The sequence below is a fragment of the Thalassobacillus pellis genome, from assembly GCF_016908295.1.
Taxonomy (GTDB): Bacteria; Bacillota; Bacilli; order Bacillales; family Halobacillaceae; genus Thalassobacillus; species Thalassobacillus pellis.
Genome location: NZ_JAFBDO010000002.1, coordinates 525,939 through 550,652, shown reverse-complemented (window position 1 = coordinate 550,652; position 24,714 = coordinate 525,939). Strand labels below are relative to the sequence as shown.

General features: G+C 44.1%; 24 protein-coding genes. 22 read left to right on the top strand and 2 right to left on the bottom strand.

The window, feature by feature from the left end:
- Position 1 precedes the first annotated feature (1 nt).
- The 7 genes from JOC33_RS08555 to JOC33_RS08525 are packed head-to-tail and all read left to right on the top strand — an operon-like array spanning position 2 to position 7,630.
- Complete coding sequence (locus JOC33_RS08555) at positions 2–1,117, top strand: carbamoyl phosphate synthase small subunit (RefSeq protein WP_205092072.1); 1,116 nt, start codon at positions 2–4, stop codon at positions 1,115–1,117.
- The gene (gene carB, locus JOC33_RS08550; protein ID WP_205092071.1) at positions 1,096–4,293 is read left to right on the top strand and encodes a carbamoyl-phosphate synthase large subunit; all 3,198 of its coding nucleotides are present in this window, start codon (positions 1,096–1,098) and stop codon (positions 4,291–4,293) included. Before JOC33_RS08555 ends, carB begins: the two co-directional genes overlap by 22 nt.
- A 2-nt stretch (positions 4,294–4,295) precedes the next feature.
- A complete protein-coding gene (locus JOC33_RS08545) occupies positions 4,296–5,060 on the top strand; it encodes a dihydroorotate dehydrogenase electron transfer subunit (RefSeq protein WP_205092473.1) in 765 nt (254 codons plus the stop codon).
- Positions 5,057–5,968 (top strand): dihydroorotate dehydrogenase, encoded by a 912-nt coding sequence (locus JOC33_RS08540; RefSeq protein WP_205092070.1) that lies wholly within the window; start codon positions 5,057–5,059, stop codon positions 5,966–5,968. Before JOC33_RS08545 ends, JOC33_RS08540 begins: the two co-directional genes overlap by 4 nt.
- 2 nt (positions 5,969–5,970) lie before the next feature.
- Entirely contained in the window at positions 5,971–6,678 is a 708-nt protein-coding gene (gene pyrF / locus JOC33_RS08535; RefSeq protein WP_420825707.1) for an orotidine-5'-phosphate decarboxylase, read from the top strand.
- Positions 6,671–7,300 (top strand): orotate phosphoribosyltransferase, encoded by a 630-nt coding sequence (gene pyrE, locus JOC33_RS08530; RefSeq protein WP_205092069.1) that lies wholly within the window; start codon positions 6,671–6,673, stop codon positions 7,298–7,300. Before pyrF ends, pyrE begins: the two co-directional genes overlap by 8 nt.
- A 60-nt stretch (positions 7,301–7,360) precedes the next feature.
- Positions 7,361–7,630 (top strand): hypothetical protein, encoded by a 270-nt coding sequence (locus JOC33_RS08525; protein WP_239534065.1) that lies wholly within the window; start codon positions 7,361–7,363, stop codon positions 7,628–7,630.
- A gap of 272 nt (positions 7,631–7,902) precedes the next feature.
- On the opposite strand, the gene JOC33_RS08520 is transcribed toward JOC33_RS08525, so the two are convergent.
- Positions 7,903–9,639, bottom strand: coding sequence for an Rqc2 family fibronectin-binding protein (locus JOC33_RS08520; protein ID WP_205092067.1), 1,737 nt, complete (start codon positions 9,637–9,639; stop codon positions 7,903–7,905).
- A gap of 224 nt (positions 9,640–9,863) precedes the next feature.
- On the opposite strand from JOC33_RS08520, the gene JOC33_RS08515 reads away from it, so the two are divergent.
- From JOC33_RS08515 to spoVM, 14 genes are all read left to right on the top strand, one after another.
- Positions 9,864–10,745, top strand: a complete 882-nt coding sequence (locus tag JOC33_RS08515) for a YicC/YloC family endoribonuclease (protein WP_205092066.1) — start codon at positions 9,864–9,866, stop codon at positions 10,743–10,745.
- A gap of 144 nt (positions 10,746–10,889) precedes the next feature.
- Positions 10,890–11,153 (top strand): extracellular matrix/biofilm regulator RemA, encoded by a 264-nt coding sequence (remA, locus tag JOC33_RS08510; protein ID WP_205092065.1) that lies wholly within the window; start codon positions 10,890–10,892, stop codon positions 11,151–11,153.
- A gap of 11 nt (positions 11,154–11,164) precedes the next feature.
- A complete protein-coding gene (gene gmk, locus JOC33_RS08505) occupies positions 11,165–11,785 on the top strand; it encodes a guanylate kinase (protein ID WP_205092064.1) in 621 nt (206 codons plus the stop codon).
- Positions 11,782–12,003, top strand: coding sequence for a DNA-directed RNA polymerase subunit omega (gene rpoZ / locus JOC33_RS08500; protein WP_205092063.1), 222 nt, complete (start codon positions 11,782–11,784; stop codon positions 12,001–12,003). Before gmk ends, rpoZ begins: the two co-directional genes overlap by 4 nt.
- 356 nt (positions 12,004–12,359) lie before the next feature.
- Positions 12,360–13,559: a bifunctional phosphopantothenoylcysteine decarboxylase/phosphopantothenate--cysteine ligase CoaBC gene (gene coaBC / locus JOC33_RS08495; RefSeq protein ID WP_205092062.1), complete on the top strand. Its 1,200-nt coding sequence runs from the start codon at positions 12,360–12,362 to the stop codon at positions 13,557–13,559.
- A gap of 1 nt (position 13,560) precedes the next feature.
- Positions 13,561–15,969, top strand: a complete 2,409-nt coding sequence (priA, locus tag JOC33_RS08490) for a primosomal protein N' (RefSeq protein WP_205092061.1) — start codon at positions 13,561–13,563, stop codon at positions 15,967–15,969.
- A gap of 16 nt (positions 15,970–15,985) precedes the next feature.
- Entirely contained in the window at positions 15,986–16,930 is a 945-nt protein-coding gene (gene fmt / locus JOC33_RS08485; protein WP_205092060.1) for a methionyl-tRNA formyltransferase, read from the top strand.
- Entirely contained in the window at positions 16,927–18,276 is a 1,350-nt protein-coding gene (rsmB, locus tag JOC33_RS08480) for a 16S rRNA (cytosine(967)-C(5))-methyltransferase RsmB (RefSeq protein WP_205092059.1), read from the top strand. Before fmt ends, rsmB begins: the two co-directional genes overlap by 4 nt.
- A gap of 93 nt (positions 18,277–18,369) precedes the next feature.
- A complete protein-coding gene (locus JOC33_RS08475; RefSeq protein ID WP_205092058.1) occupies positions 18,370–19,137 on the top strand; it encodes a Stp1/IreP family PP2C-type Ser/Thr phosphatase in 768 nt (255 codons plus the stop codon).
- Complete coding sequence (gene pknB / locus JOC33_RS08470; protein ID WP_205092057.1) at positions 19,127–21,226, top strand: Stk1 family PASTA domain-containing Ser/Thr kinase; 2,100 nt, start codon at positions 19,127–19,129, stop codon at positions 21,224–21,226. The genes JOC33_RS08475 and pknB overlap by 11 nt, the downstream gene beginning before the upstream one ends.
- Before the next feature lie 12 nt (positions 21,227–21,238).
- The gene (rsgA, locus tag JOC33_RS08465; RefSeq protein ID WP_205092056.1) at positions 21,239–22,120 is read left to right on the top strand and encodes a ribosome small subunit-dependent GTPase A; all 882 of its coding nucleotides are present in this window, start codon (positions 21,239–21,241) and stop codon (positions 22,118–22,120) included.
- 1 nt (position 22,121) lies between these two features.
- Positions 22,122–22,772, top strand: coding sequence for a ribulose-phosphate 3-epimerase (rpe, locus tag JOC33_RS08460; RefSeq protein WP_205092055.1), 651 nt, complete (start codon positions 22,122–22,124; stop codon positions 22,770–22,772).
- A gap of 248 nt (positions 22,773–23,020) precedes the next feature.
- A complete protein-coding gene (locus JOC33_RS08455) occupies positions 23,021–23,668 on the top strand; it encodes a thiamine diphosphokinase (RefSeq protein WP_205092054.1) in 648 nt (215 codons plus the stop codon).
- 56 nt (positions 23,669–23,724) lie between these two features.
- Positions 23,725–23,805: a stage V sporulation protein SpoVM gene (spoVM, locus tag JOC33_RS08450; RefSeq protein ID WP_205092471.1), complete on the top strand. Its 81-nt coding sequence runs from the start codon at positions 23,725–23,727 to the stop codon at positions 23,803–23,805.
- Between the two features lie 67 nt (positions 23,806–23,872).
- On the opposite strand, the gene rpmB is transcribed toward spoVM, so the two are convergent.
- Complete coding sequence (gene rpmB, locus JOC33_RS08445) at positions 23,873–24,061, bottom strand: 50S ribosomal protein L28 (RefSeq protein WP_205092053.1); 189 nt, start codon at positions 24,059–24,061, stop codon at positions 23,873–23,875.
- A gap of 260 nt (positions 24,062–24,321) precedes the next feature.
- Between rpmB and JOC33_RS08440 the strand changes: the two genes are divergently transcribed.
- Positions 24,322–24,687 (top strand): Asp23/Gls24 family envelope stress response protein, encoded by a 366-nt coding sequence (locus tag JOC33_RS08440; protein ID WP_205092052.1) that lies wholly within the window; start codon positions 24,322–24,324, stop codon positions 24,685–24,687.
- Positions 24,688–24,714 lie beyond the last annotated feature (27 nt).

Here is a 24,714-nt window from a genome sequence, read left to right as displayed (position 1 = left end):
TATGACACAGAAACAACTCGTACTGGAAGATGGAACACAATTTATCGGTCATGGTTTCGGCAGTGACCGTGAGACGGTCGGAGAAATTGTCTTTAATACAGGAATGACAGGATATCAGGAAACCATTTCGGATCCATCCTATTGCGGACAGATTGTGACATTCACCTACCCATTGATCGGAAACTATGGTATCAATCGCGATGATTTTGAAACCGTCGACCCTGCTATTCTGGGAATTGTGGTAAAGGAACACTGCGAACACCCTTCCAACTTCCGTAATGAAGAAACATTGGATTCATTTTTGAAAGCCAAGGGGATACCGGGGATTGCCGGAATTGATACACGGAAGCTGACAAAAATCATCCGGAGACACGGGACGATGAAGGCGACGATTACTTCTCTTGATAGATCAGTAGACAGCGTAGTAGAGAGCCTGAAGTTGACTCAGCTGAAAAGAGATCAGGTAAGACAGGTTTCCACCGTTAAGCCTTATGTAGTCCCTGGCCGGGGCTGTCGCATCGTACTTGTTGATTTTGGAATGAAGCATGGCATTCTACGTGAATTTACCAAACGTAAGTGTCACGTGACAGTTGTGCCTTACAACACCACAGCACAGGAAATTGAACGGTTAAAACCGGACGGCATCATGCTGACCAATGGGCCAGGAGACCCGAAGGATGTACCCGAAGCGATTGAAACGATCCATGAGCTGATTGGCAGAATTCCGATTTTCGGGATTTGTCTCGGCCATCAGTTGATTGCCCTTGCTTCAGGTGCTGATACCGAAAAAATGAAATTTGGACACAGAGGGCTAAATCAGCCTGTCAAAGACAAGCACACAGGAAGAACTTATATCACTTCTCAAAACCACGGATATGCAGTAAGTGCAGGATCCCTGAGCGGAACAGAACTAGAACTTACACAAGTATCGTTAAATGATGCATCCGTAGAAGGCCTGAAACACACTATTCACCCAGTCTTTTCTGTTCAGTACCATCCGGAGAGCTCTCCGGGTCCGGAAGACACCGATAATTTGTTTGATGAATTTCTAGAACTTATCCGCAGCAGCCAATTGAAACAAAAGGAGGAAGCAACATGCCTAAACGTACTGACCTAAACAAAATCCTTGTCATCGGATCCGGTCCGATCATTATCGGCCAGGCAGCAGAGTTCGATTATTCAGGTACCCAGGCATGCCAGGCGTTGAAGGAAGAAGGGTATGAAGTCATACTGGCCAACTCTAATCCTGCAACGATCATGACCGATTATACATTTGCCGATGAAGTATATATGGAACCACTTACAGTTGAATTCATGACAAAAATTATCCGTAAAGAACAGCCTGACGCCATCCTTCCGACCCTTGGCGGTCAGACTGGTCTGAATTTGGCAATGGAATTGAGCAAAACAGGCATTCTTGAGGAATATAGCGTCGAGCTTCTTGGTACACGTATGGAAGCGATCGAGCAAGCGGAAGACCGCGCCATGTTCCGTGACTTAATGTATGAACTGGGACAGCCTGTGCCTGAAAGTACCATTGTCAGCACTGTGGATGCAGCGGCTGATTTTGCATCGGAGATCGGTTACCCCGTTATCGTCCGCCCTGCCTATACGATGGGGGGAACAGGCGGGGGAATGTGCAATAACGAAGCGGAACTACGTGAAATTGCACGGAATGGTCTTTCTCTTTCTCCGGTCAATCAGTGTCTTATCGAAAAGAATATCGCAGGCTTCAAGGAAGTCGAATACGAAGTCATGCGGGACAAAAGTGATCACGCCATTGTTGTCTGTAACATGGAAAACTTCGACCCCGTCGGTATCCATACGGGAGATTCCATTGTTGTCGCTCCTTCCCAGACGTTAAGCGACCGGGAATATCAGATGCTTCGGAACGCATCCCTCACAATCATCCGTTCACTTGGTATTGAAGGAGGGTGTAATGTCCAGCTGGCTCTTGATCCTGACAGCTTCCAGTACTATGTCATCGAGGTAAACCCACGTGTCAGCCGTTCATCTGCCCTCGCCTCTAAAGCGACCGGCTATCCAATTGCTAAATTGGCAGCAAAAATTGCAATTGGCTTGACACTTGATGAAATACCTAATCCTGTAACCGGGACAACCTATGCCTGTTTTGAACCGGCACTCGATTACGTTGTCACTAAAATACCTAGGTGGCCGTTCGATAAATTTGCCAAAGGTAACCGAATCCTGGGTACGCAAATGAAGGCAACCGGAGAAATCATGTCAATAGGGCGTAATTTCGAAGAATCCCTTTTAAAAGGAGTGCGTTCTTTAGAAGGGAAAACGGAAGAGCTGTACCTGAAAACTCTTATCGATCTTGATGACGAGTCTATCAATCATCGTCTCGTAAAAGCGGATGACGAACGAATTTTCGTGTTGGCCGAAGCATTGCGCCGTAATCGTACGATAGAAGAATTGCATGACCTGACGGGAATCGATTTGTTTTTCCTGAATAAATTGAAGCGGATTATTGATCTTGAAAAAGCAATAGAAGAAAATCCATGGGACCTTACTGATATTAGACTGGCTAAACAGCTCGGATTTGCAGATGCCCATCTCGCCCGTCTGCTGGAAAGCGATGTTGATAAAGTTTATCAATTCCGTCTTGACCATGGCATTATGCCGGTATATAAAATGGTAGACACTTGTGCGGGAGAGTTTGCTTCGGAAACACCTTATTTCTACAGCAGTTATGAAGAAGAGAACGAATCAGTGGTGAGTGAAACGAAGAAAGTCCTCGTCATCGGGTCCGGACCAATTCGGATTGGTCAAGGTGTAGAATTCGACTATGCAACCGTCCATTCCGTACTTGCCCTGAAGGAACTTGGTTATGAAGCGATCATTATGAATAACAATCCAGAAACGGTATCGACTGATTTCAGTGTATCAGACAAATTGTACTTCGAGCCTCTTTCTTTAGAAGATGTCATGCATGTCATCGAACTAGAAAAACCCGAGGGAGTCATTGTTCAATTTGGGGGGCAGACAGCAATCAACCTTGTCGATGGTCTTAACCGAAGAGGGGTAAAAATTCTCGGGACCACAATGGAAGCGATCAATGAAACAGAGGATAGGGATTTATTTGAACAATTGTTAAACCGCCTTGATATTGCGAAGCCAGGCGGGGAAAGTGTAACCAGCGTTGGAGAAGCAGTGAAAATAGCCGATAAAATCGGATATCCTGTTGTGGTACGTCCATCTTATGTACTTGGCGGACGGGCAATGGAGATTGTCTATGGGGAAGATGAACTGCTTACGTATATGGAGGAAGCTGTCAGGGATTACAGCGACCATCCGATACTTGTCGATAAGTACTTGACTGGCATGGAAATCGAAGTCGATGCGATCAGTGACGGGGAGACCGTGGTTATCCCTGGTGTCATGGAACACATCGAGCGCGCAGGGGTGCACTCTGGAGATTCCATGGCTGTTTATCCGACACAGCGCTTAAGTAAGGAATTAGAACAGCAATGCATTGACGCAACGGTGAAAATCGCTCGGGAACTCAATATGCAGGGATTAATCAATATTCAGTTTGTGGTTCATGGGGATACAGCGTATGTACTTGAAGTTAATCCAAGGGCCAGCCGAACGGTGCCTTTCTTGAGTAAAATAACCGGGGTAACAATGGCGAATTTGGCGACCAAGGTGATCATGGGAGAGAAGCTAAGCGAACATGGATACCATTCTGGCATCGTAGGGAAGCCGGAAGGTGTCTATGTGAAAGTCCCTGTCTTCTCGTTTGAAAAGCTGCGTAGTGTGGATACGACGCTTGGACCTGAGATGAAATCGACTGGTGAAGTTATCGGTTATGATCAGACACTTGAAAAAGCGCTCTATAAAGGTATGACGGCTTCAGGGCTGAAAATACCGACAGAAGGATCTGTCCTTCTTACTGTTGCTGATAAAGACAAACAGGAAATGCTGCAGATCGCCCGTACATTCCATCAGTTAGGCTTCCAGCTGTACGCGACGGAAGGAACAGCTAATGCGATTGCTAAGGCAGCTATTCCCGTTACCACAGTCAGCAAAGTAGGTGCAGAAGATATGAATGTCATCGATATCATCCAATCCGGAAAAGTGCAATTCGTGGTGAACACACTGACGAAGGGCCTTCAATCGCGCAGTGATGGATTCCGGATCAGAAGGGAAGCTGTCGAACATGGTATTGCCTGCCTTACCAGCCTCGATACGGCAAGGGCGATTGTAGATGTCATTGATTCAATGTCCTTTACAGCAAGAGCAATCGGGCAAAAGGAGGTTATCCTCTGATGATGAAGCGTGAATGGATGGATATCCTTCACCACGAGAAAGTGGCGACAGATACCTACCAAATGGTTCTGAACGGGGATATACCAGGGAGCGGAATCAGGCCTGGCCAGTTCGTCCATATCCTGGTGGATGATAACTTTTTCTTAAGGCGGCCAATATCGATCGCTGATGTGGATGAACAGGCAGGAACGCTAACTATCCTATATAAGGTACTGGGAAAAGGTACGAAGTCGTTAACCGCAAAGCAGCAGGGGGATAAACTTGACGTATTGGGACCTGGGGGAAACGGGTTTCCAATGGAAGAATTGAAGACAAAACGTGCTTTGCTGATAGGCGGAGGAATCGGCGTACCACCCCTTCATTATCTTGGGCGGCAGCTGGTGGAGCAGGGGATCGAAGTCATTTCGGTCCTCGGCTTTCAGAGTAAAGAATACATTTTCTTTGAAAAGCAATTCAACGAACTTGGTGAAGTATATGTTGCTACCAATGATGGTTCTTATGGCCATCATGGCTTTGTCACGGATATTTTACCGGGACTTGAAGGCAGGTTTGACACTTATTTTTCCTGTGGTCCAGCAGTGATGCTAAAAGCAGTGTCGAAAGAATTAACTGGCTATGATGGATACTTGTCCATTGAAGAACGGATGGGATGCGGAGTTGGTGCCTGTTTTGCCTGTGTCGTCCCAACCCCTGAAAGTGATGCGAAAGGTTATAGGAAAATTTGCCGGGATGGGCCAGTCTTTAAACCGGAGGAGGTAGTATTATGAGTAATCTGTCTATTAATCTTCCAGGATTAAAGTTGAAAAACCCAGTGATGCCAGCGTCTGGTTGTTTCGGTTTCGGAAAAGAGTTCAGTGATTTTTACGATTTGTCTGAACTTGGCGGAATCATCATCAAAGCAGCAACTGGAGAGCAACGTTACGGCAATCCGACTCCGAGAGTTGCAGAGACCTCATCCGGTATGTTGAATGCTATCGGTCTGCAAAATCCAGGGGTAGATCAAATCATCACGGATGAACTGCCATTCTTAGGAGAATTTGATACTCCGATCATTGCAAATGTTGCTGGAAGTACGGTGGAGGAGTATATCGAAGTCGCGAGAAAAATTTCCCGTTCAGAACAAATTTCAGCCATCGAGCTCAATATTTCCTGTCCGAATGTCAAAGAAGGCGGTGTCCAGTTTGGTACTGAACCGGATTTGGCCGCAGAAGTGACCAGGCAGGTTAAAGCTGTGAGCGATGTGCCAGTTTACGTGAAGCTGTCTCCTAATGTCAGCGATATCGTCAGCATGGCAAAGGCAGTGGAACAAGCAGGAGCCGATGGCTTGTCTATGATCAATACCCTGACTGGAATGAGACTGGATCTTAACAGCAGAAAACCGATTATTGCCAACGGAACTGGAGGTTTATCCGGTCCTGCAATTAAACCTGTGGCCATACGTATGATTTATCATGTGTATCAGCAAGTCAACATACCGATAATCGGAATGGGCGGTATAGAGACGGCAGAAGACGTCATGGAGTATTTGCTTGCAGGTGCAAGTGCTGTAGCGGTAGGAAGTGTTAATTTCAAAAATCCTTTTGCCTGTAAGGACATCATTGATGCTCTTCCGGAAACGATGAATAAATATGGGTTTTCCTCCTTAGAGGAAATTATCGGGGGGGCACATCGATGATGATTAACAGCCAGATTTATATCGCACTCGATTTTGAAAGCGGGGAAAAGGCACTCGCCTTCCTGGATGAACACAGCCTTACCGGAGTTGCTGTAAAAGTAGGAATGGAATTGTTTTATCGTGAAGGACCTTGGATCATCAAACAATTACAAAAAAGAGGCCATCCGGTTTTCCTTGATCTGAAGCTCCATGACATCCCGAATACGGTAAAAAAAGCAATGAAGAATCTTGCCTCACTTGGCGTTGATGTAGTTAATGTCCACGCTCAGGGCGGTTCTGAAATGATGAAAGCAGCAAGAGAAGGATTGGATGAAGGTGCAGGAAACGGCAAACGCCCGATGTTATTGGCGGTCACCCAGTTGACCTCAACTGATGAGCAGATGCTTTCAGAAGAATTGCAAGTGATAAGCAAGGTGGAGGATTCAGTCATTCATCTGGCTAAGCTGGCAAAGGAATCTGGTGCTGATGGTGTCGTTTGCTCGGTCCATGAGGTTGCCGGTATTAAAGCCTCGTGTGGAGAGGAATTTAAGACAGTAACCCCGGGAATCAGGCTTGTTAGTAGTGAGCAGCATGACCAAAAGCGGGTTGCAACACCAAAAGAAGCAAAAAGGCAAACAACGGACGCTATAGTGGTAGGTCGGGGTATAACGCAGCATCCATCCCCTAAAGAGGCCTATCGTCAAGTTGAGAAGGAGTGGGAATATGAGTGAAAGAGAACGCATTTCAAGTGATTTACTGGCTATTGAAGCTGTCCAGATCCGGCCAGATGACCCATTTACCTGGACATCTGGAATTAAGTCCCCAATTTATTGCGATAACAGACTGACGATGTCATATCCAGATATCAGGGGACGAATAAGAGATGCTTTTGTCAGTCATATAAAGGAACTGCCAGAGAAGATCGACATTATTGCCGGATGCGCAACAGCAGGTATTCCGCATGCTGCATTCATTGCAGAATCCATGGGGCTGCCAATGGTCTATGTAAGGTCCTCTTCAAAAAAGCATGGAAAAGGAAATCAGATCGAAGGCTTGGTTAAGGAAGGCGACAGAGTAGTCGTGATCGAAGACTTGATTTCCACAGGTAAATCATCCATAAATGCTGCCAAAGCTCTAGAGGGTGCAGGGGCTGAAGTAGTGCAAATTCTTGCGATATTCAGTTACGGTTTACCTGCTGCAGAAGAAGCATTTGGTGCTGAAGGGTTTACTTACAACACATTGACAGACTTCTCCGCACTATTAGACCATATGAAAAAGCAGCAGTCATTTGATGAACAGACGGAAGCGAAAATATGGGAATGGCAGAGGGATCCTGCCTCTTTCAAAGGATAGGGATTGTAACTGGCCACCTTTCTCTGTACCATGAGAGTGAGGAGAAAAGGTGATGTTGACATGAAATCTCGCAAACATTCCTTATTCATAGTAGTGAACGCTATATTAGGGGTTGCAAGTTGTTTTGGTTATTTATACACTTGGCTGACATTTTCTTTCATGGATAGCATGCTTGCTTTCCCGCCGGTAATCGCATTTATAGTATTTTTAGGTGTATTTTATGTGTGGAATAAATGGATGCTGCGGAAGGAACGAAAAAAATATTGGCTACAGGCAGTGTTTTCTTACATTGCAACCATACTGGTATTCATCTATTTTCTTAAACTGTGAAAAAAGGGTTGATTGAAGTAAATCTTACACATAAACCGTCTTCCCCGCGGAAAGGGAATCGTTTCCCTGCCCTCCTGCTGCGATATCAACAATAACGAAAAGGGCTGCCCCAATTAGTCTATTACAGACTTATAGGACAGCCCCTTTAAATTGGCCGATATAAAAGTTTCGACATACAGTTATATCATGGTTCCGCGATGGGCGTTCGGTGGGGACGCCTGCGGGAACAGCGCGAGTCGAAGGTCCCCTTGGTCAAGTTTGATTCCTGATTGTCAGGAGTCAGTCCCTTTTCCCTGATGAGAGTTTTCTTTTAACTGCTTTACAATAGAAGCATCAGGTGTCACAAATAATGTCTGCTGATGATCGTATATGACAAAGCCTGGTTTTGCACCTGATGGCTTTTTTACATGCCTGATGAGAGTATAATCGACAGGTACCGATGAGGAATGCTGGCTCTTGCTATAGTTAGCAGCAAGCTGGGCTGCTTCTAAAAGCGTATCCTCGGTCGGTTCCGTAGATTTGATTACCACGTGTGAGCCGGGGATATCCTTCGTATGAAGCCAGGTATCATTTTTTCCAGCCAGTCGGTTTGTCAAGTATTCGTTCTGCTTGTTATTCCTGCCTACATAAATAGGAGTTCCATCACTTGATAAGAATTTATCCGGCTCTGGCTTGTTGGCTTTATTTTTACGTTTGGACTGCTGTCTTTTCTTTTTCAGGTAGCCTTCTTCCCGCAATTCTTCCCTTATTTCTTCAATGTCCTGTTCCCTGGCACTCTCGACTTGCTGAAGCAGCTGATCCAGGTAATCGATTTCTCCACGGGCCTTTTTTATTTCTTCCTGGACGACTTGTTTCGATTTTTTCATCTTTTGATATTGCTGAAACAAGGCCTGTGCATTTTCGCTTGGTGATTTATTCGGATTCAGGTTAATCATAATGGTTTTCTGGTCAGGATCATAATAATCGATGACCTCTACAGTTTCATCTCCATGCTGTACGAGATGGAGGTGGGCGGTCAGGAGTTCGCCTTCTCTTTGGTATTTGTCTGCATTTTCTGCTTTTCTCAATGTCTCTTCATGTTTCTTTATTTTCCTGATATTTTTATCGCGTTCATTTTTCAGCAAACGATGAAGATCTCCGGCCTGCTGTTTTACTCGATCCCGTTCCGCTTTGCCGGAGTAGTAAGCATCCAGCATACTGCTTACCGTCCGGAATGTTGTGAATGAATCACCGGCAGTATCAAGGGGGAGGACATAGAATATTTCTTTATCCCCATGATAAATACGGGGAGCATAATCATGGAAGGACAACCGTTCTCTAAAAGTCCGATATACGCTTTCATAAGTGTTTTTCGATCCGAGGAAGGCTTCGTGGGCAATTTCCTTCGTAATTAATGGAGAACACCCCATTAATATACCGAGAATTTGTCGATCCATTTTGCCAGCATTAAAATCCAGTTTCTTTACGAATTCCTCCGGCTCCAGATCCACAGGGTTAGTTTTACCCTGTTCGGGAGGCAGCTTGTATAGTTGACCAGGCATGACAGTGCGATGCCTGTTTTGGGAAGGTGGAAGATGTTTGATACTGTCCAGGATGTGCCCCTTTTCCTGGTCGATGAGAATAATGTTGCTGTGTTTCCCCATTACTTCCATAATCAAAGTTTTCGTAGTCTCATCCCCTAGTTCATTACGGGATTTAATATGAAACTTTACTATCCTCTCCATTTCAACCTGTTCGATGCTTATAATGAACCCGCCGACAAGATGCTTGCGGAGAAGCATGCACAGCATAGGGGGTTCCTTTGGATTATGGTAATTATCTTCAGTAAGATGGAACCTGGCATAGCTCGGATGAGCGGAAAGCAGCAGCGAATGGTTTTTTCGCTGGGCCCTTATTGTAAACACCAGTTCCGTATCCGTAGGCTGATAGATTTTCATGACTCTTCCTGTTGTCAATGTCTGATTAAGTTCATGTGTGACCGCTCTGGTCACAATACCATCAAATGACATGGTGATTCACCTCTCAATGTGCCTAGTATAGCATGTAAACCAGCCAGTTAACTATTACCGGCATGGAAAAAACTGCACTGACATTCTTAGAAAGTGCCGAAAGACTGTATTATTCGAATCTGCCAGTAATATAAGTCTTTCTTAATTATTCTAGCTTACAAAAATACTTTTTGATAAGATAGAGTACAGGTTGGTCGTAAATAAGAAAACGGGTGTGATAGACAGTGGTTAGAAGTATGACAGGTTACGGAAGAGAAACAGCAGAAATCGAGGGGACAAGGCTGACGATAGAAGTCAGGTCCGTGAACCATCGTTTCTTGGATATTTCAGCAAAGATGCCTCGTACCTTTCTATTTCTTGAGGATAAAATGAAAAAGTTGATCAAGAACGACATCTCCAGGGGAAGGGTAGATGTTTATGTCACCATGGAAGGGGAAGGAATTACCGAAAGAAGCCTGAAGGTCGACTGGGACTTATTGGAGCAGTATATCAATCAATTGAAGGTAGTCAAGGGCCATTACGGCTTGACGGGAGATGTGTCGGTTGATATCGTAACAAAGTTGGAAGACTTATTTACTGTGCAGGAGACAGATCAGCACCAGGATGAACTTCAGCAGATGCTTCTTGACAGCCTTCAAAAAGCCGTAGGTAAACTTGTGGACATGCGCAAGGATGAAGGAGATGCACTGAGGGACGATCTGAAGGCACGTCTTGGTGAAGTTAGGAATTTCGTAAATCAGCTGGAAGATAGACGGGAACTTGTCATCGATACTTATAAAAATCGGATAAAGAGCAGAATCCAGGAATATGTAAGGGAATCATTTCAGATAGAGGATTCCCGGATCATGCAGGAAGTAGCCCTGCTTGCTGAAAAAGGGGATATCACAGAGGAAATAACAAGGCTTCATTCTCATATCGATCAATTTAGCTCAACTCTCGGAAAACAGCAGTCAATTGGACGTCAGCTTGATTTTATCGTTCAGGAAATGCACCGGGAGGTAAATACGATCGGCTCTAAATCTAATGATGCTAAAATTAGTGAATGGGTGGTATCATTAAAGAGTGAAATCGAAAAAATGAAAGAACAAGTGCAAAATGTGGAGTAAGCCGGTTTATAAAGAGGATTGAAGAAATGTCAGACTGGCTATACTGGACTTGAGGATCAGTCAGCAGTACAAGTTTCACATTCCTGCACTTTTTTCTTATAATAGAATTGATGTTATAGTACGTGCCATGAAGGAGGAACCATTTTGAGTCTTAAGTTAATCAATATCGGTTTTGGAAATGTCGTATCCGCAAACAGGATCATTTCCATTGTATCCCCGGAGTCTGCACCAATTAAACGGATTATTACGGTAGCCAGGGATAATAATAAATTAGTAGATGCTACATACGGCCGGCGCACCCGCGCGGTCATCATCACCGACAGTGATCATGTTGTGCTATCTGCGGTCCAGCCGGAAACAGTCGGCCAACGGGTCTTGAGTCATGATGATATTTCTGATGAAAACTAGGAGGGCATGAATTGATTGAGGAAAAAGGTATTTTATTTGTTTTATCCGGGCCTTCCGGTGTCGGAAAAGGCACGGTCAGAAAATCATTGTTTGAACAATCAACAGATCTTAGCTACTCTATATCGATGACTACCAGAGGTCCCCGGGAAGGTGAAACGGATGGAGTAGATTACTTTTTCAAAAGCCGGGATGAGTTCGAAAAATTGATCGCCGAAGGTAAATTGCTTGAACATGCGGAATATGTCGGTAACTATTACGGCACTCCGAGGGAATATGTCGAAGAGACACTCGAGCAAGGAAAAGATGTCTTCCTTGAAATAGAAGTTCAAGGAGCACTACAGGTCAAAGAAAATTTCCCTCAGGGGGTATTTATCTTCCTTATCCCGCCAAGTCTCGAAGAACTGAAGGACCGGATAGTAAGCCGAGGCACAGAAACCGAGGAGAAAGTAAAAAACCGGCTTCATACGGCAAGAGAAGAAATTGAGATGATGGACGCTTACGATTATGTGGTGGTCAACGATCAAGTTGATAACGCTGTTTCGAAAGTCAAATCTATTGTCGTTAGTGAACATTGCAAACGGGAACGTGTCGCAAAACAATACAAGAAAGCATTGGAGGCTGGTCAATCATGATGTTAGAACCATCAATCGATTCCCTGCAAAAGCAAATCAAATCCAAATACACGTTAGTCACTTTATCTGCACGCCGCGCGCGTGATCTCCAGCAAGATGGGGTGCCGATGATCGAGAAGCCTACGTCCCACAAATATGTTGGAGTAGCGCTAGAAGAAATCCGTGATGGTAAGTTGACGTATTCCTTTGCGAGCGAAATTCAGGAACGACAGTTTTAAGTCGCGAAATGGAAAGAAACCTTCACAGGTATCATGTCAAATTGTATGATAAAAGCCGCGCTGACCGTTTGTATCTAGCGCGGTTTTCTTTATACTTTAAGAAAGTTTAACTTTGTTAAGGGATTAAAGCATAAGTAGAACTAAGGCTTTCGCCATAAGAACTTGGCGACAAGCTAAGTTTTTCTAATACTTTTAGAAGATATATAATTTTTTCTAAGGAAACCTGAGCTGTATGAATCAAGCTGTTCGGTTAGTAGTCTGCCTTCAGGGTTCACAGATTACCATTATCGTATAAATTAATTGCCGCATCACCAAAATCTCTCAATTAATTTGTTTAATCTTAAGGAGACGATCACATGCTTAAGGGAAAAAAGATAGTTCTTGGCGTTTCTGGAGGCATTGCGGTCTATAAAGCAAGCGCTCTTACCAGCAAGCTGGTACAAGCAGGAGCTGAAGTCAAAGTGATTATGACCGATAGCGCGCAGAACTTTGTCACACCGCTTACCTTCCAGGCGTTATCAAGAAATCCAGTATATACCGACACCTTCGATGAAAAAGACCCCCGTTACATAGCTCATATTGACCTTGCTGACTGGGCGGATATGTTTTTGATCGCCCCTGCAACAGCAAATATTCTTGGAAAAATGGCAAATGGTATTGCTGATGATATGCTCTCAACAACCTTGCTTGCAACGGAAGCTCCGGTCTATATCGCGCCTGCGATGAATGTACATATGTATGCCCACCCTGCCGTTAAGGAGAATATGGTGACGCTCGAAAAGTGGGGATACCGATTCATTGAGCCTGGGGAAGGTTATCTTGCGTGCGGTTATGTTGGGAAAGGAAGGCTGGAAGAGCCTGAAACCATTGTGCATGTACTGGAAGAGCAATATAAGAATACTGGCTGGCTGCAAGGCAAAAAGGTACTCGTAACCGCGGGGCCAACACAAGAAAAAATTGACCCTGTCCGGTATTTTACCAATCCTTCGACTGGAAAAATGGGATTTTCCTTAGCTGCTGAAGCAGCAAGGCTTGGGGCGGAAGTGACACTTATCGCCGGTCCTGTGCAGCTAGATACGCCAGCTGGAGTTCATCGTGTGGATGTGACGACAGCGGAGGAAATGTTTGGGGCTGTAACCACTCATTTTCCAACACAGGATATCGTCATTAAATCAGCAGCCGTGGCTGATTATCGCCCTAAAGTGGTTCATGAAGAGAAGATGAAAAAGGAACCAGGAGATTACGCTGTGGAAATGGAGCGGACAAAGGATATTTTAAAATATCTAGGGGAAAACAAACAGCACCAATTTTTATTAGGGTTTGCGGCAGAAACGACTAATCCAATAGCATATGCCAAACAAAAGCTCGAAAATAAGCGGCTCGATGCGATTGTTGTCAACAATATCAAACAGCCTGGCACTGGATTTGCTCATGACACCAATACTGTCGTATACATCAATCGGGCCTTGGAGGAAATCAGCCTTCCATTAATGCAAAAAACGGAGATAGCCGGGCATATTTTTCAGCAGATTAAGAAAGACATAGAGGGTGAGTGAATTGGATATTGCACGTGTAGTAGTCGATGTACCCTCCTCCCAGACAAACCGTCCCTTTGATTATAGAGTACCAGACAAATTCCGGGGGATCGTGGAGAAGGGTGTGAGGGTGATCGTCCCATTTGGTCCGCGCAAAATCATGGGTTACGTTGTGGCCATGACAAATAAAAGTGAATTCGACAGGCTGAAGCCGATTGAAGATGTACTTGATTTGACCCCGATTCTCACCGAGGAATTACTGGATCTTGGAAACTGGCTTACGGAACAGACATTAAGCTTTTATATTTCTTCTTTTCAGGTAATGCTTCCACAAGTATTGAAAGCGAAATACAAGAAAGAGCTTTGGCGGCAGGAGGAAGAGTTGCTTCCTGAGAATCTCGAAAGCCTGTTCGGAGGCAGGGAGGTCATTGAATTTGAGGAATTCGAACAATCCGGGATAAGTTATCATCAGCTGCAAAAAACAATCCAGGAAGGCATCATCGATGTCCATTATGAAGTGAAAAGCAGGGAAACGAAAAAGACCACAACTATGATTCAGCCGGAGAAAGATCCAGTCAGCCTGGAAGAAGCTTTCGTTGATTTGCCTGCGCAGGCAAAAAAACAAAAAGAAATCGTGCAATATTTTATTGAAGCCCCAGAGCCCGTCTCCCAAAAGTTTCTTCTTGGCCAACTAGGTACTACCAGAGCTTCCCTCAAGTCGTTACTTGATAAGGGACTGTTAAAAGAATTCAAACAGGAAATCTACCGGGATCCCTATGAGAACAAGGAATTCGAACGGACAGAAGCATTTGAACTTACGGACGAGCAACAGGAGGCAATCACACCGATTCTTCGATGTATGGAGGATGGCAAACATGAAGTGATGCTGCTCCATGGAGTAACCGGCAGTGGTAAAACCGAAATCTATCTCCAATCGATCCAGCAAGTAATGGACAAGGGGATGGAAGCGATCATGCTGGTACCTGAAATAGCTTTAACACCACAAATGGTTGAGCGTTTTAAAGGCAGGTTCGGTTCTCGTGTGGCGGTTATGCACAGTGCTTTATCAGCAGGCGAAAAATATGACGAATGGCGAAAAATTCAGCGTAAAGAGGTACAGGTCGTTGTTGGTGCCCGTTCTGCCATATTTGCTCCGTTTACAAAACTGGGTATCATTATTATCGATGAAGAGCATGAAACCAGCTATAAACAGGAAGACCACCCCCGCTACCATGCGAGGGATATTGCAATTCAGCGTGGGATAAAGCATAATTGCCCTGTCGTTTTAGGCAGTGCCACACCAACACTAGAGTCTTTCGCCCGTGCGAAAAAGGGGAATTATCAGCTGCTGACACTTTCAAAAAGGATGAATGATGCGACCATGCCGGAAGTGGAGGTCGTTGATATGAGGGATGAACTGCATGCTGGAAATCGCTCCATGTTTTCACGTGCCTTAATGGAAAAAATAACGGACCGGTTGAAGCGCAAGGAACAAGTTGTTTTATTTTTAAACAGAAGAGGTTATTCGACGTTTGTCATGTGCCGGGACTGCGGCCATGTGATCGAATGTCCCCACTGTGATATTGCACTTACCTACCATCGCAGGCAGGAAAAACTGAAATGTCACTATTGCTCTTATGAGGAGCCCATGCCATCAAGGTGTCCGGAATGTGATAGTGAAACCATCCGCTATTTTGGAACGGGTACACAAAAAGTAGAGGAGAACTTGCAGCAGCACCTGCCAGAAGCACGAGTGATTCGGATGGATGTCGATACGACCAGGCGGAAGGGAGCTCATGAAAAACTACTCTCTCAATTCGGCGCAGGGGAGGCAGACATTCTGCTGGGTACCCAAATGATTGCGAAAGGCCTTGATTTCGAAAACGTCACCCTGGTAGGCGTGTTGACAGCGGATTCTTTATTGAACCTGCCGGATTTCCGGGCTGCTGAGAAAACGTTTCAGCTGCTAACCCAGGTAAGCGGGAGGGCCGGGCGCCATCTTAAACCTGGAGAAGTTGTCGTACAGACGTATACCCCTGAGCATTACAGCGTAGAAATGGCCAGTGAATATGATTACGAACGGTTTTTCAACCATGAAATGAAGCTCAGAAAAGCTTTTCAGTATCCGCCTTATTTTTTCTTGACACTGATTACCGTCTCGCATCCGAATCAGTTGAAAGTTCAAGAGGTTACGCAGAAAATCTGCAAATTTATGAAAACCAAATTATCCGAAGAAGCGACAGTTCTTGGACCGACACCATCAGCCCTTACCCGGATCAAAGATAGATATCGCTTTCAATGCATGATAAAATACAAACAGGAACCAGAGCAGCGGAAATTATTGAAACGGATCCTTCATTATTATGACGATGAAATAAGACAGGATGATTTACAGATTTCAATCGACTTCCAGCCATACCAGTTAATGTAGAAAGGAGTATGCACCCATGACGAAAATTGCATTTATGGGAACTCCGGATTTTGCCGTACCCGTATTAGAGAAATTGATTGAAGAAGGCTACGATATTGTATGTGCCGTCACACAACCCGATAGGCCGAAAGGGAGAAAAAGGGTCATGACGCCGCCCCCTGTTAAAGAAGCGGCTGAGAAACATGGCATTCCAGTCTTCCAGCCTGAAAAAATTAAAACAGAATACGCACACGTACTGGAGTATGATCCGGATTTGATTATCACAGCAGCATTCGGCCAGATTCTCCCAAAAGAATTGCTGGAAGCTCCGAAATATGGCTGTATAAATGTACATGCATCCTTGCTTCCCGAGTTTAGGGGAGGTGCGCCAATTCATTATTCTATTCTCGAAGGAAAAAAGGAAACAGGCGTTACAATCATGTATATGGTGGAAAAACTGGATGCCGGCGACATGCTGTCACAAGTCAAAGTCCCGATTACAGATAAAGACCATGTCGGCACCCTCCACGATAAACTGGCCGAGGCAGGAGCGAACCTGCTTAGCATTACCTTGCCTGAACTATTAGATGGCAAGCTTGAAGCGACCAGGCAAGATGAATCAAAAGTGACCTTTGCAGGCAACATTAAAAGGGAACAGGAAAAGATTGATTGGACCAATGATCAAGAAACAGTTTACAACCATATCAGAGGATTACATCCATGGCCGGTGGCATTCACTACCTGGCGCGGTAAGCCAATGAAGGTGTGGTGGGGAGAAAAAATCGAAAAGAATACTGGTGGAAAACCTGGTGAAATTATTTCTATTGCCGATGATGGCTTCATTGTTGCTACAGGCGATAATAAAGGAATAAAAGTAACCGAATTGCAGCCTTCAGGAAAAAAACGTATGTCAGCACAGGATTTTTTGAATGGGGCAGGCAGTGATATGGAACGTGGGGAACAGTTAGGAGATTCGGAATGAAGAAATTTGCTGTGCGTGAAACAGCTCTTGAATTGTTGACTCGGATAGGTGAACAGGGCGGTTTCAGCCATGTACTAATCGATCGGGCTATGAAGCAGGAAGGATTGTCTCAAAGGGATGGAGCTTTACTGACAGAAATCGTTTATGGGACGCTGCAGCGCAGAGACCTTCTTGCTTATTATGTAAAAGACAGAGTAAAAGGAAAAAAGAAATTACAGCCATGGGTGAAATGGTTGTTATACATGTCAATTTACCAAATGACTTTCCTGGATAAAATTCCTGATCACGCCATCATCCATGAAGCCGTGGAAATAGCAAAGAAACGTGGACACAAAGGTATCGCCTCCCTTGTAAACGGCATGCTTAGAAATATTCAGCGCAGCGGTGTTTCCGACCTGAGTGAATTAAAAGAACCGATTAATCGTCTGGCCATTGAAACGAGTCATCCTGAATGGATGGTGAAACGCTGGGTTGATATGTATGGCTTTGAAGTAACCAAGGAAATGTGTTTTTCCAATTTGACATATAAGCCGATGAGTGTCAGAGTCCAGACATTGAAAATTTCACGTCAGGATGCCATTGAACTATTAAAGGCTGATGGCTATGAAGTGACTGCTTCCTTGCTTTCACCACAGGGGATCATTATCGAATCTGGTAACATTCTAAAGCATGATCTCTTCCTTTCTGGAAAAGTGACTATTCAGGATCAAAGCTCAATGCTTGTAGGAGAAATGATGGATGTGACCCCTGGGATGAAAGTGCTTGATGCCTGTAGTGCACCGGGAGGAAAAACAACCCATATTGCAGAAAAAATGGAAAATGAAGGGCAAATTATTGCTTATGATCTGCATGCCAAAAAAGCAAAGCTAGTCACAGAGAAAGCAGCACAGCTTGACCTTCATATCATCGAAGCAGGGCAGGCGGACAGTCGAAATCTCTGTGAAAAACATTCGGAGGAATCATTTGATCGAATATTACTCGATGCTCCTTGTTCAGGCCTTGGGGTATTGAGAGGAAAACCCGACATCAAATACCATAAACAGGAAAAAGACATAGTTGCACTTTCTTCGATTCAAGAGGAATTATTGGAAAGTGTAGCACCATTACTAAAGTCGGGTGGAAAAATGATTTATAGTACCTGTACTGTGGACAGAGAAGAAAACGAGCGAGTAGTTGAACGATTCCTGGAGAAACATAATTCTTTTAAAGTCGACCCGTCTTTTGAGAAGGATCTCCCTAATGTCCTGGCTGAATCTGCCGGAATCAGTAAGAGTGGGCTGCAGTTGTTTCCCCAGCATTTTGACACGGATGGTTTTTTCTTAACAAGATTGGTCAAGACTGATTAAAAAAACAATTTTGGATCGCATACTGACTTTGTGAAAGCTCGCAACAGTATGCGATCTATAATCTTTGCACGAAATGGGATACGAGGTGAGATAATGAATGGTTATTTTTTGACGGACAAAGGGCAGGTCAGAAACCATAATGAAGATGCTGGAGGACTGTTCATCAATAACAATCAGCAGACATTAGCCGTTGTCGCTGATGGCATGGGCGGGCATCGTGCCGGGGATGTGGCGAGTGAAATGGCGACATCCAACTTACATAAAACGTGGCAGACAGCTACACGAATGGATTCCCCTGATAAAGCGGAAGAATGGCTGCAACAAGCGATTGCCCAAGTGAACGAAACGATATTTTCCCATTCCGAGCAAAATGACGATTGTAAAGGGATGGGAACTACTGTAGTGGCTGCAATTTGTACAAGTGAATTCGTTTCCATCGCTCATATAGGCGACAGCCGATGCTATCTGGCCAATCAATATGGCTTCAAGCAGGTAACGGAGGATCACTCCCTTGTTAATGAACTGGTACGGTCTGGCCAAATCACCCGGGAAGATGCAGAACAGCATCCAAGAAAAAATGTCCTTTTGAAAGCGTTAGGCACAGAAAGGAACGTAACCGTTGATACACACTCCCTTGAATGGGAAAAAGGAGATATATTACTCCTATGTTCCGATGGGCTGACGAATAAACTTGATGATAACGAGCTGTATGAACTTGTCAAAAACTCTCAGGAACCGGAAAATGTTGCAGAAAAACTCGTCCACGTAGCTAATGATCGCGGAGGCGAAGATAATATCACATTGGTATTAGTTCATTATGATTCTCCTGGCGGGAAAGTGGTGGATCATAATGCTGAATAATCGGCTATTGAACGAACGTTATTTGCTTAAAGAGATGATTGGCGGAGGCGGAATGGCGAACGTTTATTTAGCTCAGGATACAATTCTGGAAAGAGAAGTGGCAATCAAAGTATTGCGTCTTGAATACGGCAATGATGAAGAATTTATCGCTCGTTTTCATAGGGAAGCTCAATCAGCCACTAGTCTTTCGCACCCTAATATTGTCAATATTTATGATGTTGGGGAAGAAGAAGATATTTATTATATGGTGATGGAACATATAGATGGGATGACTTTGAAAAAATACATACAAACCAATAGCCCAGTTGACGTGAATGATGCTATTGATATCATGCATCAGGTAACGTCCGCGATTGGACATGCCCATGATAACGGAATTGTCCACAGGGATATTAAACCAGAGAATATTCTTATCGATCATTATGGGCAAGTAAAAGTGACTGACTTCGGGATAGCGATGGCGCTTAGTGCAACAGCACTTACGCAGACAAATTCAATCCTGGGCTCTGTTCATTACTTGTCACCCGAACAGGCTAGAGGAGGCGTAGCAACGAAGAAGTCGGATATCTATTCTATTGGTATCGTATTTTTCGAGCTATTGACCGGAAGGCTTCCTTTTTCTGGTGAATCAGCAGTTTCAGTCGCATTGAAGCATCTGCAAAATGATACACCATCCCTAAAAAGGTGGAACCCTGATCTGCCCCAAAGCGTGGAAAATGTCGTATTAAAAGCTACAGCGAAGGATCCATTTCATCGGTATGCCTACGTTCAGGAAATGGAGGAGGATTTGGATACTGCGTTAGACCCGGAAAGGTATGACGAACCTCCATTTGTACCAGAGGAAGATGATGACGGGGAGAAGACAAAAGCGATTCCAGTCATTACTCAAGAAGCTTTTAAAGATCAACAGCACGATGAAACGATTATCCATACAAACGGTGGAAATACGAAGAACGTCCCAATAACAGATGAAGTCAAAAAGGATGAGAAAAAAGACAAGAATAAAACGAAAAAAAAGAAGAAAAAAGTTTGGGGGTGGCTGCTTGGCATCTTGCTGTTCCTTGTAGCTGCCGGTATTGCTGCTATTATTTTCCTGCCTGAATTAATGCAGCCAAAAGACGTCGAAATGATTGATGTGACCGGAATGGAATACGAAGAAGCCTACAGCAAACTCCGCAATTTGAATTTGAAGGTAGAACGGGAAACCGTTTATTCGGACACCGTGGAAGAGGGCTTTGTGGTAAAAACGGACCCGAACGCGGGGATGGTGACGAAAGAAGGAGCGACAGTCACAGTTTTTTCAAGCCGTGGCAAGGAAAAAATGGAATTTGGCGACTATGTGGGTGAGGAGTTTGAAAAAATTAAAGCAGAACTGGAAGCGAAGGGGTATAAAAATATCCTGCCGATCAGGGAGAACTCCGATCAGCCTGCTGGAGAGATCATAGAGCAGATTCAGCCACAGCCAGATGAGCAAGTTGTTCCTGAAGAAGCGCGTGTGATCTTCAAAGTAAGCTCGGGACCGCCGACTGTCATGTTGAAGCCTTTGAAAAATTTATCCCAGCAGGAGGCAGAGTCTTATCTGACGGAAAACGAACTGAATATGAAAGTCAGTGAAGATTATTCTGATTCTGTTGAAGAAGGAATGATCATTTCTCAATCACCAGCTCCCTATACGGAAGTTGAACAGGGATCGACGATTGAAGTCGTTGTATCTAAAGGCCAGAAGGAACAGCCGCCGCGGACTGAAAATGTCAGTGTAACCGTTCCTTATACGGCTCAGCCCGAGGAAGAACCTCAGGATGAAAATAACGGCGAAGGAAATAACAATGAAAATGGGAACAAAAACGGAGAAGGAAACGAGAACAACGAAAACAAAAATAAACAAGATCCTAATGAAAGTCCGCCTGCTCAAGAAGTGATCATTTATATAGAAGATATGGAACACGATATATCCGAGGTATACAGAAAAGAAACAATAACAGAGGATACTACATTCGAGTTTCCGTTAACGATTGCACCAGGGACCGAAGCAAGTTATAAAGTATTAAGAGGTGAAGAGGTTGTTGAAGAAGCTACAATCCCTTACTAGGATGGTGAAGGTATGCCGGCAGGAAAAATAATGAAAGCTTTGAGTGGGTTTTATTATGTCTACTCAGGGGGAGAAATTTTTCAATGCAGAGGAAGAGGTGTCTTCCGAAAACAAAAAATCACCCCTCTGGTGGGAGATGAAGTGACCTTTGAAGCTGAAAATTATGAAGAGGGATACGTCCTATCTATCAGTGAGCGAAAAAATGAATTGGTCCGGCCGCCGATCGCTAATATCGATCAGGCGATAATCGTCACTTCTGCAAAACAACCTGCCTTTAACTCCCTACTTTTGGACAGGTTTTTGGTTCTTGTAGAATCCAATCATATCAAGCCATTGATCGTCATTTCAAAAATGGATTCTCTGACCACAGCGGAGAGTAAGGAGATAGATGATTATTTAAGTGTTTATGAGAAAGCTGGCTACTCGGTAGTAATGACTACTGTAGAAGACGAAGCACATATAGAAAAGATTAAGCCATACTTGAAAGACCAGGTGACAGTTATCGCAGGCCAGTCGGGAGTAGGAAAATCCACCATTCTGAATGTACTTTCTCCGGAACTTGATATTGAGACGAATGATATTTCTGCCAGTTTGGGCAGAGGTAAGCATACAACCAGGCATGTCGAACTTTTTGAAGTTGCTGGTGGCCTTGTCGCAGATACACCTGGTTTCAGTTCGCTTGATTTCCAGACTATAGAAGTAGAACAACTGCCGGAATGTCTGCCCGAATTTCGGGAAGTACAGCATCTTTGTAAGTTCCGGGGATGTCTGCATAACAAAGAACCAAAGTGCGCAGTGAAAGAAAGTGTAGCTGCCGGTGAAATCTCTCAGACCAGGTACGATCACTACCTGCAATTTCTTGAAGAAATACAAAACAGAAAGCCGAGGTATTAACATGACAAAAATTGCACCCTCCATACTATCTGCCGATTTTTCCAGGCTCGGTGAAGAAATTAATGACGTAGTGAAAGGCGGAGCGGATTATATCCATGTAGACGTGATGGATGGACATTTCGTTCCTAATATCACAATTGGCCCCTTGATCGTAGACGCCATTCGGCCGTTCACTGATTTGCCACTTGATGTTCATTTAATGATTGAAAATCCCGATCAGTACATTGAAGCGTTTGCCAAGGCAGGTGCGGATTATCTTTCTGTGCATCAGGAAGCATGTCCGCATCTCCACCGAACCATTCAGCTGATTAAAAGTCACGGTGTGAAAGCTGGAGTCGTTCTGAATCCAGCCACACCTGCGGAAGCGGTTAAGCCGATTCTACCAGACGTCGACCTTGTACTGGTGATGACAGTCAACCCGGGGTTTGGCGGACAGTCTTTCATTAACTCGACCGTTCCTAAAATAAGACAGCTTGCTGACTGGAAAAATGAAATGGGATTGTCTTATGAAATTGAAGTAGATGGCGGTGTCAATGAAGAAACAGCAGTGATATGTAAAGAAGCAGGCGCAGATGTGTTAGTTGCAGGAAGTGCTGTTTTCAAAAAAGATGATCGGAAACAGGCAATCAGCCAAATCAAGCATTCTAAATGATCAAGTAGCCGCACGCCATTGTTGTGCGGCTTTTCTTTCTTGTACTTTAAGAATATTTAAGTTTGTTAAAGGATTAAAGTATAAGTGAAACTAAGGCTTTCGCCATAAGGACTTGGCGATAAGCCAAATTTTTCTAATCAGGATGAGGTTATAAATGGCATCCAGTTCACCACCCCCTCCTGACGCGGGCATTTAATGCTTGTCAAGTGCGGGAGAGGCGCATACCTTTCTAAATGGAGGAATTAAATATGAACATCATCGCTATCATAGGGGGAGGGCCGAAACGCTATATCCCTGATTTACAGCCTTATTATGAAGAAACAGTCCATTGGATCGGAGCCGACCGAGGGGCAGAAGTCCTTCTGGAACGGGGAGTGCCAATTACAAAAGCTCTAGGGGACTTTGATTCTGTCACATCCGCTACCCTAAAACAGATAAAGGCCAAGGCTGCTGAGGTGGACGTTTATCCTGAAGAAAAGGATGACACAGACCTGGAAATAGCTGTAATGGAAGCCATGAAGATGAAACCTGACAAAATACTGCTGTTTGGTGTAACAGGAGGAAGGATTGATCATACACTGGCGAACATTCAGTTATTGTACACCCTCTTAAAAGCAGAGATTCCCTGTACAATTATCGACACTCAAAATCAGATGGAACTGACATCCCCTGGTACACATGCTGTTACAAGGAACACCGACTATCCCTATATTTCCTTCCTTCCGTTAACGATGGAGGTCACTGGACTGCACTTAGAGGGATTTTATTATCCTTTGGAAAATAACGATTTACCTATAGGGTCAACATTGTGTATGTCTAATAAGCTTGTAAAAGATATTGGTACTTTTTCATACACTCAGGGCATACTATTGTTAATAAGGAGTCGTGATATTTGAAATAGTACGTCCAGTAGTAGTTTCATATGGGATTAGGGAAAGAGGAGGGGGACTCATTGAAATTTTATACGATTAAACTCCCAAAATTCCTTGGTGGCTTTGTCCGAGCTGTCATTGGAACTTTCAAAAAAGGCTGACAAAAAAAGCACCCCGCTCCAGGGTGCTTTTTTTGCACTTAAATTATAATGTGTAAATTCGTTCAAATTAAACGCGTTCTACTTTACCAGATTTAAGTGCTCGGGCAGATACATAAACCTTTTTAGGTTTTCCATCGACCAAAATACGTACTTTCTGTACATTTGATTTGAATTTACGTTTATTGGCGTTCATCGCGTGTGAACGATTGTTACCTGAAGTAGTTTTGCGTCCAGTTACGACACATTTACGTCCCATGGTAATCCCTCCTAATGCAGACATGTATATCTTGAAATACTTATCCAATGTACCATATCACCCGTATGTTTGCAATATATCCAGAAAAATTATATCAAGAATTTTCACTTGACAGATCAATGGAATTCCCCCAAAGTATTATAAGGAAAGTAGTAACAGATTGCTGCCCAGGTAAGTTGGACAGCTCTTCTTGATAGGCATGGATAAATGGAAATGTGTTATACTGTAATGACTAAAGTAATGGGCGAAGGGGGATCACCATGTCCGTAGATTTGAATACGAAATATGGTCATGTAACCATCAGCAATGAGGTCATATCCACAATCGCAGGAGGGGCAGCTGTCGAATGCTACGGCATCGTTGGAATGGCATCAAAAAACCAGCTCCGTGACGGGATTGCAGAAATTCTTCGGAAAGAGAATTTTTCCAAAGGGGTCGTTGTACGCCAGGAAGAAGATTACTTGCATATCGACATGTACATTATCGTCAGTTATGGCACAAAAATTTCTGAAGTAGCTCATAACGTACAATCTCAAGTGAAATATACGCTAAATAAAACGGTTGGATTATCCGTCAACTCTGTGAACATTTATATTCAAGGAGTACGTGTTTCCAACGAAGGATAATGACGCCACCATAGATTAACTAGTAGA

Excerpts from the sequence above, each read along its gene's own strand:
- JOC33_RS08555 (WP_205092072.1), top strand. The coding sequence starts at position 2 with ATGACACAGAAACAACTCGTACTGGAAGATGGAACACAATTTATCGGT.
- carB (WP_205092071.1), top strand. The coding sequence starts at position 1,096 with ATGCCTAAACGTACTGACCTAAACAAAATCCTTGTCATCGGATCCGGT.
- JOC33_RS08545 (WP_205092473.1), top strand. The coding sequence starts at position 4,296 with ATGAAGCGTGAATGGATGGATATCCTTCACCACGAGAAAGTGGCGACA.
- JOC33_RS08540 (WP_205092070.1), top strand. The coding sequence starts at position 5,057 with ATGAGTAATCTGTCTATTAATCTTCCAGGATTAAAGTTGAAAAACCCA.
- pyrE (WP_205092069.1), top strand. The coding sequence starts at position 6,671 with ATGAGTGAAAGAGAACGCATTTCAAGTGATTTACTGGCTATTGAAGCT.
- JOC33_RS08525 (WP_239534065.1), top strand. The coding sequence starts at position 7,361 with ATGAAATCTCGCAAACATTCCTTATTCATAGTAGTGAACGCTATATTA.
- JOC33_RS08520 (WP_205092067.1), bottom strand. The coding sequence starts at position 9,639 with ATGTCATTTGATGGTATTGTGACCAGAGCGGTCACACATGAACTTAAT.
- rpoZ (WP_205092063.1), top strand. The coding sequence starts at position 11,782 with ATGATGTTAGAACCATCAATCGATTCCCTGCAAAAGCAAATCAAATCC.
- coaBC (WP_205092062.1), top strand. The coding sequence starts at position 12,360 with ATGCTTAAGGGAAAAAAGATAGTTCTTGGCGTTTCTGGAGGCATTGCG.
- fmt (WP_205092060.1), top strand. The coding sequence starts at position 15,986 with ATGACGAAAATTGCATTTATGGGAACTCCGGATTTTGCCGTACCCGTA.
- rsmB (WP_205092059.1), top strand. The coding sequence starts at position 16,927 with ATGAAGAAATTTGCTGTGCGTGAAACAGCTCTTGAATTGTTGACTCGG.
- JOC33_RS08475 (WP_205092058.1), top strand. The coding sequence starts at position 18,370 with ATGAATGGTTATTTTTTGACGGACAAAGGGCAGGTCAGAAACCATAAT.
- pknB (WP_205092057.1), top strand. The coding sequence starts at position 19,127 with ATGCTGAATAATCGGCTATTGAACGAACGTTATTTGCTTAAAGAGATG.
- rsgA (WP_205092056.1), top strand. The coding sequence starts at position 21,239 with ATGCCGGCAGGAAAAATAATGAAAGCTTTGAGTGGGTTTTATTATGTC.
- rpe (WP_205092055.1), top strand. The coding sequence starts at position 22,122 with ATGACAAAAATTGCACCCTCCATACTATCTGCCGATTTTTCCAGGCTC.
- JOC33_RS08455 (WP_205092054.1), top strand. The coding sequence starts at position 23,021 with ATGAACATCATCGCTATCATAGGGGGAGGGCCGAAACGCTATATCCCT.
- rpmB (WP_205092053.1), bottom strand. The coding sequence starts at position 24,061 with ATGGGACGTAAATGTGTCGTAACTGGACGCAAAACTACTTCAGGTAAC.
- JOC33_RS08440 (WP_205092052.1), top strand. The coding sequence starts at position 24,322 with ATGTCCGTAGATTTGAATACGAAATATGGTCATGTAACCATCAGCAAT.